General features: G+C 39.4%; 7 protein-coding genes. 4 read left to right on the top strand and 3 right to left on the bottom strand.

Annotation, left to right across the window (positions count from 1 at the left end; all coding sequences use genetic code 11):
- Positions 1 to 285: 285 nt before the first annotated feature.
- Together BC008_RS22980 and BC008_RS22975 are read left to right on the top strand one after the other, a co-directional pair.
- Entirely contained in the window at positions 286 to 1,071 is a 786-nt protein-coding gene (locus BC008_RS22980) for an ABC transporter ATP-binding protein (protein WP_027845318.1), read from the top strand.
- A gap of 367 nt (positions 1,072 to 1,438) precedes the next feature.
- Entirely contained in the window at positions 1,439 to 2,938 is a 1,500-nt protein-coding gene (locus BC008_RS22975; protein WP_027845317.1) for an MlaD family protein, read from the top strand.
- A gap of 95 nt (positions 2,939 to 3,033) precedes the next feature.
- Here the strand turns inward: BC008_RS22975 and BC008_RS22970 are convergent, their stop codons facing one another.
- Positions 3,034 to 3,324, bottom strand: coding sequence for a DUF3288 family protein (locus BC008_RS22970; RefSeq protein ID WP_027845316.1), 291 nt, complete (start codon positions 3,322 to 3,324; stop codon positions 3,034 to 3,036).
- A gap of 261 nt (positions 3,325 to 3,585) precedes the next feature.
- On the opposite strand from BC008_RS22970, the gene BC008_RS22965 reads away from it, so the two are divergent.
- Positions 3,586 to 6,042 (top strand): ATP-dependent Clp protease ATP-binding subunit, encoded by a 2,457-nt coding sequence (locus tag BC008_RS22965; protein WP_027845315.1) that lies wholly within the window; start codon positions 3,586 to 3,588, stop codon positions 6,040 to 6,042.
- A 966-nt stretch (positions 6,043 to 7,008) separates the two neighbouring features.
- A complete protein-coding gene (locus tag BC008_RS22955; RefSeq protein ID WP_027845314.1) occupies positions 7,009 to 10,260 on the top strand; it encodes a HEAT repeat domain-containing protein in 3,252 nt (1,083 codons plus the stop codon).
- A gap of 265 nt (positions 10,261 to 10,525) precedes the next feature.
- Here BC008_RS22955 and BC008_RS22950 read toward each other — a convergent pair whose 3' ends face one another.
- Both BC008_RS22950 and BC008_RS22945 read right to left on the bottom strand, forming a co-directional pair.
- Entirely contained in the window at positions 10,526 to 11,119 is a 594-nt protein-coding gene (locus tag BC008_RS22950) for a gamma-glutamylcyclotransferase (RefSeq protein WP_072207751.1), read from the bottom strand.
- 147 nt (positions 11,120 to 11,266) lie between these two features.
- Positions 11,267 to 14,182, bottom strand: coding sequence for a PAS domain-containing protein (locus BC008_RS22945; protein ID WP_027845679.1), 2,916 nt, complete (start codon positions 14,180 to 14,182; stop codon positions 11,267 to 11,269).
- Positions 14,183 to 14,294 lie beyond the last annotated feature (112 nt).

Genomic DNA, 14,294 nt, shown 5'->3' with positions numbered 1-14,294 from the left:
TTACAAATCTAGCTTTTGGGATTTACCGATTTCCTAACTTTAATTATGTAGTGCTACAAATCCAAAAACACTTAGAAAGCAGGGGGAATTAATCGTTTTTGTATCTTGAAGTCATTTTTGCAGTATTATTCGCAGAAGCCTGCTCGTTCGCAGCTAAACCAGTATACGGAAAATGCTACTTCCATCACGTAGAACTAAACTGAGTCAGATTTGCCATCGATCCGACTTTCCGTAGAAAATTTACTGTTGAATAAATAAATGCTAACCGCCATTAACTACTAACCGATGAACGAACCGCTAATTGAATTAAAAGGTGTTTCTAAATCCTTTGGTAGCAATAAAGTTTTAGACCGTTTGGATTTAAAAATTTACCGAGGAGAAGCGCTAGGAATTATCGGTCCTAGTGGTACTGGTAAATCTACTATATTAAGATTGATTGCTGGACTCACAAATGTTGATGAAGGTGAAATCTATGTTCAAGGCGTTCGACGCCAAGGGTTGATAGAAGACACAAAAGATGATCCAGTTGGTATCGGGATGGTCTTTCAACAAGCAGCATTATTTGATTCCCTAACGGTGGAAGAAAATATTGGATTTTTGCTATATCAGCATTCTCAGTTATCGCCCGAACGTATTCGTCAGTTGGTAAATAAAAAACTCGAAATGGTTGGCTTACCTGGAATAGGTAACCTTTATCCAGCCGAACTTTCCGGTGGGATGCGAAAGCGAGTCAGTTTTGCTCGCGCCATTATGTCTAATCCAGATGCTCCCAAAGAAGGAGCGGAAGTTTTACTTTATGATGAGCCGACAGCTGGACTTGACCCAATTGCTTCAACAGTGATAGAAGATTTAATTCGGGATCTACAATCAATGCAAGGGGTTTGCAGCACTTATGCCATTGTGACCCACCAAGAAAGTACTATTCGTCGTACAGCCGATAGAATTATATTTTTATATCAGGGTAAAGTACAGTGGCAAGGTTCGGTTAGTGAAATCGATACAACTGATCATCCTTATATGAAGCAGTTTATGAGTGGAAATATTGATGGTCCAATTCAAGTTGCAGGATAACTAACAATTTCGAAAAACGATTAAAAATTTTAGTTTTCGGAATTTTAGATTTGGAACTTTGAGATTTAGAACTTTGAGATTTAAGACTTTTAGGTTTAGAGGTTTTAGATTTGAAAATTCTAGATTTAGAAACTTTAGAATCAAATCTAGAATCAAATCTAGAATCGAAAATTTTAGAATTGCATTTTTGGATTTAGGTTTAGGATTGAAGAAATGAAACCTAGCTGATATTTATTTTCATAAGAAATCTATTTTTATAAATAATCTACTTTTATAAATCAATTTGGATAAGTCAATTTGAATGATATGTAAATCTTAGGGCTTTAGAGTCTGAAATCTAAAATCCCAGATCTTGAGGGGAGGAAAAATGCGAGGTAGTTCAATTAACAGCTTCGCTTCTACGCGAGCATTTCGAGAAGGTTCTGTAGGCTTGTTGCTCCTACTAGGACTAGGTGTATTTGGGATAGTTATCTTATGGCTGAACAGGTTAACTGCTGCTGGTAATTCTTACAAAGCAATTGTGGAATTTAAAAATGCTGGTGGAATGCAAAAAGGAGCCGTAGTTCGTTATCGGGGTGTCAAGGTTGGTAACATTGCTCAAGTACGTCCCAGACCAAATAATGTTGAAGTCGAAATTGAAATTAACGATCCAAATTTAATTATCCCCAAAAATTCTAAGATAGAAGCCAATCAGTCAGGGTTAATTAGCGAAAGCATTATAGACATAACACCTAACGCATCGCTACCCGCAAATCAAAAGTTTGGTAAACCTTCAGAGGAAAGTTGTAATAAAAAACTTATTGTTTGTAATGGTTCCCGTTTAAAAGGTGAAATTGGCGTTAATATTGACGAACTCATTCGTTCTAGTAGCGCGTTCACAAAGCTTTATTCCCAGCCGGGTGTTTATGCTAACGTCAATGATGCGTTACAAAATACTTCTAAAGCTGCAGAACAATTAACGTTACTCAGTAAAGATGTTTCTAAATTAGTTAGAGAAAGCCAAAAGGATCTAAATACTTTTTCCTCTGCTGCAAGTTCGGTTGCAACTGCTTCCAAACAGGTTACTGCATCAACCAATGAAGCGATCGAGCAATTTGGGTCTACAGCTAATGAAATTGGTGCTGTTGCAAAAGAATTTCGTAACACCGCTAAAGATATTAGTTTGACAACAAAACAGGTTAATAATTTGTTGGCTAATGTGGATGATTTAGTGACAAATAATCGTTCCTCTTTAGTAACAGCGTTAGATAATGTGACCCAAACCAGTCAGCAGCTACGTCAAACAGTTGAGAGTCTTTCACCGACTATTAACCGTTTAACTGAAGGGGAATTGGTACAAAACTTAGAAAGTCTTTCTGCTAATGCTAGCCAAGCCTCAGCAAATTTACGTGATGTTACTAAAACACTTAATGAACCAAATAATCTGTTAGTTTTACAACAAACCTTAGATTCAGCACGAGTTACATTTGAAAATACTCAGAAAATCACTTCTGATTTGGATGAATTGACGGGCGACCCAAAGTTTAGACAAAATCTCAAAGAACTCGTTGGTGGTTTAAGTGGCTTGGTGTCCTCCACACAAACAATAGAGAAACAGGTTCAAGTGGCGTCACAATTGGAATCGGTGAAAACGACGTTGCAAAATTCTCAAAGTACTGTTTCTAGGATTGCATTAGAACAAAATAAAGAGTTATCAGCCCCGTCAAAGTCAAAAATTCCTACTAAAACAATTAAGCCCCAAACAAAAAGTAAAGATAAAAATTCTACACCAGAAATTTCTCCATCTTCCTTAAATTCGGAAAAATCAGAGAATTTAAGGCAAAAACTCAAAAAATATCGGGAAACAGGCAATAAACAGGAGAATTAGATTTTATGGAATTGGCAAATTGTTAACTGTCAATTGTAGCCCGTAAGGGCGTGGTGTTAGCCATAAACTGCTAACTGTTAACTGATAACTGACCCCTAATTCCAATCCTCCTCTTTCTTTTTCCCGCGAAGTTCATATATTCCGGCTTTTTGATGAATAATATGAGTTTTTTCAAAAAGTTCCTCTTCTGTTAACCCCCACTGTTTCATGATCCCGTCTAATTTTTCTTGAACATCCCTCGCGCCAGGAAAACCACAATAACGAATTCTTAACCTTGCCAACTCTGCTAAATTGTAGTCGGTTGCCTCTTGATTGAGTAAACTATCAACCAAGGGACGTTCGCGATTATAAAGTGGATGTTGCTGGTCTTTATTAGTTTCGCTCATATTTAATTTTGGATTGTATACTTAAAAATTACCGTTGGGGATATGTTGTTAATTTATTGATTCTAAGCTGCGAAGTAGCGATTCAAGGGCTATTTATGCCCAAAAGACGGCTACCACACCTGGGTGCTTACGGCTCTCCCCACTGTCAGCTTACTTTTAATAAAGTTACATTATCCTTAAGAAAATACACAAACACAAATATTCAAGGTGAGGGTCAATTTCTCTCATCCAGCTCGTTCAGCAAGGGAGCAAGAACCCAATATGTTTGAACATTTCACTTCCGAAGCTATTAAAGTAGTTATGCTCGCCCAGGAAGAAGCACGTCGACTGGGACACAACTTCGTTGGAACAGAACAAATTCTCCTGGGTTTGATGGGAGAAGGAAATGGGGTTGCTGCAAAAGTGCTGACCGACTTGGGGGTAACCCTCAAAGATTCCCGACTTGAGGTAGAAAAAATCATTGGTCGGGGTTCTGGTTTTATTCCACCGGAAATTCCTTTTACTCCTAAAGTCAAGAGTTTGTTTGAGCAGTCATTTAAGGAAGCTCGGACTCTGGGACATAATTACATTAGTACAGAACATTTACTTTTAGGTTTAACTGAAGCAGGAGAAGGTGTCGCTGCAAAGGTTTTACAAAACTTAGGTGTAGACCTTCAAGATATCCGCACTGCTGTAATTCGTTATTTGGGTGAAGAAGCACCAGTATCGGTTACCCCGGGTAGTGGGGGATCGAGACGAAATAAAAAGCTAACCTTAGAAGATTTTGGTCGAAATCTCACCAAACTAGCCCAAGAAGGTAAGCTCGACCCCGTTGTTGGTCGCCAAAAAGAAATTCAACGCACGATTCAAATTCTCGGTCGTCGAACCAAAAACAATCCCGTCTTAATCGGCGAACCAGGGGTTGGTAAAACTGCGATCGCTGAAGGTTTAGCCCAGCGGATTGTCAATCAAGATGTTCCTGAAGTTTTGTTTGACAGACAGGTATTTAACCTTGATATGGGGTTATTAGTGGCTGGTACCCGCTTCCGTGGTGATTTTGAGGAACGCCTAAAGAAAATCATGGAAGAAATTCGTTCTGAGGGGAACATCATTCTCGTTATTGACGAAATTCATACCGTGGTCGGTGCTGGTGGAATTGAAGGTAGCATGGATGCTGCGAATATTCTCAAACCCGCTTTAGCTCGGGGAGAACTCCAATGTTTGGGAGCAACTACCCTTGATGAGTACCGGAAGCATGTTGAAGGCGATGCAGCCCTGGAAAGACGTTTCCAACCAATTATGATTGGCGAACCGTCTGTTGAAGATACCATTCAAATTCTCCAAGGTCTGCGCGGTGCTTACGAGCAACATCATAAGGTCACTATTACTGATGACGCTTTGGTCGCAGCTGCAGAATTATCAGACCGTTACATTAGCGATCGCTTCTTACCGGATAAAGCAATCGACTTGATTGATGAGGCTGGTTCTCGGGTCAGATTGCGTAATTCCATGAATTCTACCAATCGGGAATTAAAGCGCGAACTGAGAACTGTTGCAAAAGCCAAACATGAAGCGGTTCAAATCCAGGATTTTGATAAGGCTGGTAAGTTACGCGATCGCGAATTAGATTTGGAAACCAAGCTGCAATCAGAATCAGAAAATCAGCAGTTTGTTAGCACTCCTAATGTCAGTGAAGAAGATATTGCTCAAATCGTAGCTTCATGGACCGGGGTACCTGTCAATAAGTTGACAGAATCTGAGTCGGAGATGTTACTCCACCTCGAAGATACATTGCACGAACGACTAATCGGTCAAGACCAGGCTGTTACCGCTGTTTCTCGAGCAGTTCGACGCGCTCGTGTCGGTTTAAAAAATCCCAACCGACCCATTGCGAGTTTTATTTTCTCTGGTCCAACGGGTGTTGGTAAAACAGAATTAGCGAAATCTTTAGCTGCTTATTTCTTCGGTGCGGAAGATGCGATGATTCGCTTGGATATGTCCGAGTATATGGAACGTCATACCGTTTCCAAATTAATCGGTTCCCCTCCTGGTTTTGTGGGATACGATGAAGGCGGACAATTGACAGAAGCTGTACGGCGCAAACCTTATACCGTGTTGCTCTTCGACGAAATCGAAAAAGCGCATCCCGATATATTCAACATGTTGCTACAGATTTTGGATGACGGACATCTTACCGACGCCAAAGGACGCAAAGTGGACTTCAAGAATACTTTGATTATCTTGACTTCTAATATTGGTTCCAAAGTGATCGAAAAAGGTGGTGGTGGTTTGGGCTTCGAGTTAGATTCAGAAGTCGATGCAAGCTACAACCGAATTAAAACTTTGGTGAACGAAGAACTTAAAGGTTTCTTCCGTCCAGAATTCCTCAACAGACTTGATGAAGTTATCGTCTTTACTCAACTTAATAAGGATGAAGTCAAGCAAATTGCTGACATCTTACTGAAAGATATTATTAACCGTCTCACAGAGAAGGAAATTACTCTGGAGGTTACCGAACGCTTCAAGGAACGTGTTGTTCAAGAAGGTTACGATCCTAGTTACGGTGCAAGACCTTTACGTCGGGCGATTATGCGACTGTTAGAAGATTCGTTAGCGGAAGCAATTCTCGGCGGTGAAGTTGGAGCCGGTGACACAGCAATCATTGATGTTGATGATGACGGTCAAGTAGTTATCAATAAGTCAGAAAAAGCCGAGTTACTTTTAGCTGGAGTTAGCTAAGAGTTAGCTAATATTTATACCAAATCACCATTTTTGCGCTAAAATGCAATCGTTACTCAAAACACTTTTCCCCTAGGGGAAAAATCTGTAGGATTTAATGTCCTTTGGCAAACATCAGGTGAAATGGTAATAATTAATTTTGCCCCTGGTAGTGGTACCGGGGGTTTTTTGTTTGGGCGTTCTTGCACTCAGCAGCCCAAGGAAAATTTATGGTATTACATCTTTTCCCACAAGATTTTTAACCCCCTCCTAACCTCCAAGGTGCAACCCCCTCCTAACCTCCCCCAAGGGAGGATTTTTTCAATGAGGTCTCCCTTAACTAGCATAATGAGTGAATAGCAAAGATAAAAAATAATGGGTCATATTACCCAACCTAATGGTGAATTTATTTATACTTTTAGGCTTTTTTGGGTATTGTTGTAATTTGTACATCTCAGTCAACGATTCACAGCAATATTGCTTTGGTAAATTGCAGGTGAGAGCAACGCGCAGCACAGAATAACAATGGGAAAAATAGGTGCGATCGCGAACGCGGAACGCCTCGCGTTTATCGGGGACGACTTGCGTTAGTAATTTGTTAACTCCTGCATGTGGTACTAAATTTTTGGGTTAGGAGATGTTTTTTCCCATTCTCTGCTTACTTTTTCACAAAATATAATATCTGAACATAGATACTTACTGCGATGTAAGACTATTTTTTGTACTTTTGTAATTTGTCTATATGAGTAAATAAATTCCAGAAATATTCCTCTGTTAAAACACAGGTGAGGGGCGAGCAACAAAACGTTTAAAAATGAACCAGGAAATAATATCCTTGTGTTCCTATTTATGTAGCCTATGGTGTTCAAATCCTAAAAACAAAAACATGAGGAGTTAATCTTCTTATAATATTGCTCTTCACATGGGAAGAAAGATATTTTGTTACGCGTAAGATAAAATACATTGTAAAACACTGCTCCTAGAAAAATGCCCTTAGATTTAGGAACGATCAGCACTGTACTCAAGGTAGTAATTCCAGTAGCAAAACCACTCATTGCTAAAGTTAACAGTGTTTTCAATCCTTCTGATTTTGAAAAAGCTTTAAAAGCCGGGATTATCGCTGCTCATGAATGGGACGAACAGCAACCCTACGAACAAAAATTGTTTTTTTACTGCGATGATAAGCAACAACGAGATGTTTTAACTGCTTTTTTTCAAAAAACATCGGTTCTGGAAGAATTACAAAAACCACTGCGGGAGAAAACATCTCCTAACTTAGATTTATTAATTGAAATTTGGGAAGGGATAGAAAAAGAGAATAATCGATGGAAATTCCCCCCAAAAAGCATTAACAATTGGCTAAAAAAATTTATAGATACTTATTTTGCTAAGACTACTGCCTATTTAAACATTAAAATTGCCAAAGTAAATTATCTTCAACAAATATCTTATTACTTTGATGACGTTAAATTTGCGGGTATCGGTGTAGAAGGACAGGAAACAGATAAGACAGGGATTAAGTTACCACAAATCTTTGTGATGCCTGATGTTGTAGAGATTTCATCTACAAGATTGCGACGGGATTTAGTATTTGTGGAAGAAGCTTCACGCTCTCAAGATATTAATCAACGTCAAACAGAATTAATACAAGAACAACGACAACTCATAAAGCTGGAAGAAGGTGGACTCAGAAAGTTTTCTGCGCAAGAATTATTGACTAAAAGTAAGTCCCATAAATTTGTTTTGCTGGGCGCACCTGGCTCAGGTAAAACCACTTTGATGAGCTACTTTGCTGTCATGTTGGCTCAAAGTAAACTTCAGTGGGAAGAAGATTTCGAGACTGAAGAAAATTTGTTACCAATTTTAATTCGAATTCGGGATTTAGCTAGACATGCAGATAATCTCAGTATTTTAGAATTTATCCGCCAATTTGCTATCAGTAATTTGCAGGTTAAACAACCACCACCACCGGGATTTTTTGAATATTGGCTAGAAGACGGTAAAGCATTAATTTTACTCGATGGTTTGGATGAGGTTGCAAACCCTGGAAAACGATATGAAATTGTTAACCGGATTGAATGTTTTTTAGAGCAATTTCCATCAAATAAAACAATCATTACCTCTCGTCCAGCAGGGTATCGCCAAGACTTTTTCCACACAGACGAGTTTCCCCACTATCAATTGCAGTTGTTTGACGAACGCAAAATCAAGGAATTCACTCAGAAGTGGTATCAAAGCCGCTTTCAAGATCCAACGGAAGCAACTAGAAGGCAAGAAAGTTTACAAAAAGCTTTAGCAGAACAAAAGCGCATCCAAGAATTAGCCCGCAATCCACTGCTGTTAACTATTATTGCCCTAATTCATCGTTATGAAGCCCATCTTCCCAGACAACGCTACAAACTTTACGACCGGGCGGTTAATACCCTGTTAACCAATTGGGACGCAGATAAAGATCTGAATTATCAATTACCTTTTGAATATCTGAATCGGGATGATATTCCCCGCTTGATGGAACAACTTGCTTACTGGATTCAAACCCAAGGAGGTACGGCAGATACAGAAGGGGGGACACTAATTGATAAAGATCAATTAATTAGTCAATTGAGCAAGTTTATTGCCAAACAAAAACGCTTAGAGCAATATCGAGCTAAATCAGAAGCACAAAGGTTTGTAGAACATATTCGGGAACGGACAGGTTTGTTAAACGAACAAGGGCAAGACTGTTATGCTTTTGTCCATAAGACGTTTCAGGAATATTTAGCAGCAGAAGATATCCGCTACCGTCAGGAAGATGAAGAATTTGAGGTGGTGTTGGAACATATTGAAAACTATCTTTGTGACTCTCATTGGCGAGAGGTATTGCTGCTGTTAATTGCTCAGCAAAAGCCAAGAAAAGCTGCTAAAGCTATTAAGCATATTCTGGAGCAACCTGTACCTCACGACCAATGGCTGCATCAAAAGCTATTTTTTGCAAGCAGCTGTTTAGCGGAAGATTTAGAAGTTGCAGATGATGCTTTGGTGACGGATATTTTGCAGCAATTAGTTAATTTGGAAATTAGTGGTGATGAGCAGGTAGGTAGAAAAATCCGCGCACAGGTTTTCAAAAGCCTTCGCAGTTTAAATGAAGGTAAGTTTGAAGCTGAAGCACTACAACTTTTGAAAGATTCAGAAGAACAGATGGAAAAAGTGCGGTTCCAGGAATATCGTGCAGCTTTGGGGGAAAAAGAAGAGGCAGTAGAAACACTATGGGTGCTATTTGTGGATGATTATTCTGATGTGTGTCAGAGCGCTGCTATTGCCTTGGGTAAATTGAGTAACGAGGTACCTGAGGTGGTATCAATACTGTTAGCAGCGTTAAAATGTGAGGATTCTGGTCTGCTGCGCGAGTATGCTGCTATTGCCTTAGGCGAATTAGGTGATGGGGCACCTCACGTCGTAGAACCACTGTTAGCACAGCTAGATGATGAGGATCCTGATGTGCGTAGACGTGTTGTTAATGCTTTGGGCAATTTAGGTAATAGGTCGCCCGAAGTGGTATCAGCACTGTTAGCACGGCTAAGGGATGAGCATTCTATTGTGCGCATGTATGCTGCTAATGCCTTGGGCAATTTGGGTAATAGCTCGCCCGAGGTGATATCAGCCTTGTTAACACAACTAGGAGATGGGAATCCTAGTGTGCGTGTTTATGCTGCGATTGCCTTGGGTTGGTTGGGTAATGGGTCACCTCAGATAGTAGAACAACTGTTAGCAAGACTAGGGGATGAGTATTGCGATGTGCGTATAGGTACTGCTATTGCCTTGAGCCACTTGGGTTATGGTACACCCCAGATAATAAAACAACTGTTAGCAGGACTAAAAGATGAGCATTCCGTTGTGCGTATGTATGTTGCTTATTTCTTGGGGAATTTGGCTAATGAAGTGCCCCAGATATTGGAACTAATGTTAGCACGGCTAGAGGATAAGAATTTTAGTGTGCGTGTGGGTGCTGCTATTGGTTTAGGTAATTCAGGCAATGGTGCACCTCAGATAGTACAACCACTGTTAACAAGACTAGGGGACGAGCATTTTAGCGTGCGGGAGAGTGCTGCTGATGCCTTGGCTAACTTGGGTAAAAACTGTAACTATATTAAACCTGCTGTGATTGAATGGATTTTCCAGCACCAAGATACCGAATATGTAGGCAATGGTATTGATGCGCTGTGGATGTTGGTGGGAACAGATAATATAAATTCCGTTTGAATAGTTAAGTAGGTCGGCGTTAAAAAACTAAGGTATGTCATTGCGAGTGGAACGCAGTGAAACGTTAGCGTAGCGTCTCCCTTTGGGAGAAAGCAATCGCAAGGACTTCAGACTTGTTTACCTTTTGTTATATAGTTAGGTTTATTTTTGCCTACTTACTTATCATAATTATTAATTTTATAAACAAATATGACTACTACTTTTAGTTTCCATCCCCTCGAGATATTCATATTACAGAAAAGTATATTTTGCAAGCAGAAAAGCATTAAGTTAATTCGTGATTATTTTGGGTGTGTAGAGACGTTGCATGCAACGTCTCTACAACTGGATAACTGTATTGGGATATCAAACTATTATTGCTACATTGCAATTGGTACATCTTAGTAAATAAATTCCAGCAATATTCCTCTGGTAATCCACAGGTGAGAGCACCACGTAACACAACATTAAAATAGGTATCATCGGGAGCAACTTCCGTTGGTGATTTGTTAACTACAACGTAAGTGCGAACCTGACGGTAGATTTTTTCTGAAGTATTTTCTAGATTATTTCCTGGAAAGCAAATATCTACAAATTCTTGTTTATAAGCATGGGGAGAACCTTCCCTTCGATCCAAGCGATCGCTCAATCTTTGGGGTAAATGATAAAGTACTCCATGAACCGTACTATTTGCGTCTGGAACTACATCAAGTACACCACATTTACGGGTTGGAGAATAACGATAAAACCCCAATCTATAATTCTTCAGAATTCCCGTACCCACCACATAAGGATGTATTTTTTCTCCCATTGTCCGTTTTAGATCCACAGGACACATGCAGGAACCGTAAGCAAAATAATAGAAGTGGGAATTGGTCATGGGTAAGGAGTCAGGAGTCAGAAGTCAGGAGTCAGGAGTCAGGAGTTATTTCTCATTATGTTATTCTCAATATCTAATCCCTAAACTTACACTACTTTCCAAGCCTCCCATACTTCCCACACTTCTCATACTTTCACCAATCCCCTATCAAAGCGGTAACGTGACAATAAAACTGGTTCCTTTTCCTAGTTCGCTTTTGGCGGTAATCTTACCCTTATGACGTTCGACAATTTTCCGACAAATAGCTAAACCCATTCCCGTACCTTCATATTCACTGCGACCGTGCAAACGTTGAAACACATTAAAAATTCGGTCGAGATATTTTTCGTTAAAACCAATTCCATTATCTTTTATAACAATCTCACACCAGCGTGAATCTTCTTCGGTTTCTATTTCTTGGGAATATATATTGATTAAAGGTGGAACGGAATCGCGATGAAATTTTAAAGCATTACCAATCAAATTTTGTAGCAACTGACGAATTTGCAAAGGATCTGCGTTAATTGTGCTCAATTCTCCAATTTCTATCTTTGCTTGGGTCTGTTGAGTCCTAATTTCTAAATCCGATAAAACTCCTTCAACAATTTGAGTTAAATCTACTGCTATAAAAGGTTGTGCTCTTGTGGTGATACGGGATAAATCTAACAAATCTTCGATTAGGTTTTGCATTCTCCCAGCAGCATTTTGCATTCTTTGTAAGTAGTCTAATCCTTGAGGAGAAAGGGATTCATGACAACTTACTTGCAAGCGATCGCCAAAAGCTTTGATTTTTCGGAGTGGTTCTTGTAAATCGTGGGAAGCAATAAAAGCAAATTGCTGTAATTCTTCGTTTGAACGTGCGAGTTCTTGACGTTGACGGGTTTCTTGCTCGAGTAATTTAGCTTGGGAAATAGCTATTCCGATTTGGTCTGCAAGCTGACGCAGGAGTTCAGTTTCCCAATCCGTCCATTCGCGAGGATTTGCACATTGATGAGCAACTAGTAAACCCCAAATTCCGTCAGGTAAAAGTATTGGTACTACTAAGTTTGCTTTAACACCAAACTGCTGCAAAAATTTGACGTGACATGGTTTAATATTTGATTTTTCTATATTTGCGATTGCACTTATTCGCCCTTGACTATATTTTTCAATATACTTTTCGCCAAAACAGGGGTCATTAATATCTTGATCTAATACCTCGGGTAAACCAGGAACTACAGCTTCCTTGACTACCAAAATTGAATTATCACTAAGCAAGCGTAAAATCAATACTCTATCGGCATAAAGTAATTTTTGTACCTCTGTTACTGTGGTTTGTAAAATTTCATCTACTTGTAAAGACTGACGAATTTTTAAAGTGACATTTGCAAATAGTTTTGAACGCAAATTTTGACGCTGTAATTCCTCTTGAATCCGTTTGCGATCGCCAATGTCCATCATGGCTCCAATCATACGCAAAGGTTCGCCGTTGCGATCGCGAACGACATAACCGCGATCAAAAATATAAGCATAGGAGCCATCAGCACAGCGAAAGCGATATTCATTTGACCAATCCTGTAGGTCGCTATCAATAAAAGCATGAATATCGCGAATTATTTTATTTCTATCTTCTGGATGGATATGTGCATACCACAAATCGGCGTCACCTTCTAACTGTTCGGGTGAATAGCCAAACATCTTTCTTACGCTTTCATTCCAGGAAATTTGATTTGTCTGTAAATCCCAATCCCAAACAGTATCATTGGTCGCACGAGCAATGATTTGAAAACGTCTTTCACTTTGACGCAATTTTTCTTCGGTACCTTTGCGTTCAATCGCTGTTGCTAATAAATTTGCGGTTGCTTGTAAGAAATAAATATCATCTTTGCTAAAACTACGGCTTCCCGACGTGTATGTTCCTAAAACACCAAAGGGAGTTCCCCTACTTTTAATTGCTACACATACACTACTAGTAACTTGATGATTAATAAGCAATTGTGGGATTGTAAATCGTATTTCCCTATTAATATCTTCACTTATTACTGCTTCTTCACTAGATAAAGTATACCCAGATTGAGATTCCTTCTCATTTTTGATTGTTGTGTGACCCACAACCCCTTTGTCCCAACCCACACCGGCTCTTAAAATAAAAGCACTTCTATCATCGAGCAATTCCAATACTTGACAATACTCAACGTTCAAGCACTGAGCTACCAATTTAGTGGCTTTCTGCATGAGAGCACCTAATTGTACTCCGGCTAACGCCATTTGACTCAACTCAGCCAAAAGTGCTTGTCGATTTGCATATGCTTCTAAGGCTGATTCAGCTTGTTTGCGAACGGTAATATCTACATCTACCCCAGACATTCTTTCTGCTACACCCAAGCGATCACGAAATACCACCCCTTTGCTGAATACCCAACGAATATTACCATCCGGCAAAACCATACGATATTCCAGATCGTAATCGGTACCCTTTTCTATTGCTCGACGAATTGCATCATTGACCCGTTCGCGATCTTCAGGATAAATACAGCACAAAAAAGTTTCGTAAGAGCCATCAAAACTACCTTTTTCTAAACCAGACAATGCTTCTCTGTTACCTGACCAGGTAATCTTATTACGGAGGATATTCCAATCCCAGGTTCCCATAGATGCGGCAGATAAAGCCATTTTTAGCTTAACTTCTCGCGCCTTAGCCTGCTGAGTTTGTTGTCGTAATTCTTGCATCATTAGACTTGCATCTAATAAACGGCGAACTCGCTGGCGCAGTACTGACCATTGAATTGGCTTGGTAATGTAATCTGTGGCTCCAACAGCAAAAGCTTTTTCTACAGATTTTTCGTCATACATCGCCGTTATAATTAGTACAGGGGTGTTTGCTCCCCCTGGAAGATTATGTAAGCGCTCGCAACAGGTTAAGCCATCCATCACTGGCATGAGCGCATCCAATAAAATTAGATTGGGTTTTAATTGGTTATAAATAACTAAGGCTTGCTCGCCATCATTAGCTTCTACTACTTGATAACCTGCATATTCTAGTAGTTCGCGTAGATGTATTCTTGTTAAAACATCATCATCAGCAACTAAAATTAAATTATTCATGTAAAAAGAATTGGGAGCAAAATATAAGAAACACAACTTAAGTAAGATACTCTCATTTCATTTATATTAACTTTTTTATATTTCTTAATAATTATTTATATATCATCTAATA

Origin of the sequence: Mastigocoleus testarum BC008 (genome assembly GCF_001456025.1) — a bacterium.
Lineage (GTDB): Bacteria > Cyanobacteriota > Cyanobacteriia > Cyanobacteriales > Nostocaceae > Mastigocoleus > Mastigocoleus testarum.
This window is presented reverse-complemented; position numbering and strand designations above follow the sequence as displayed.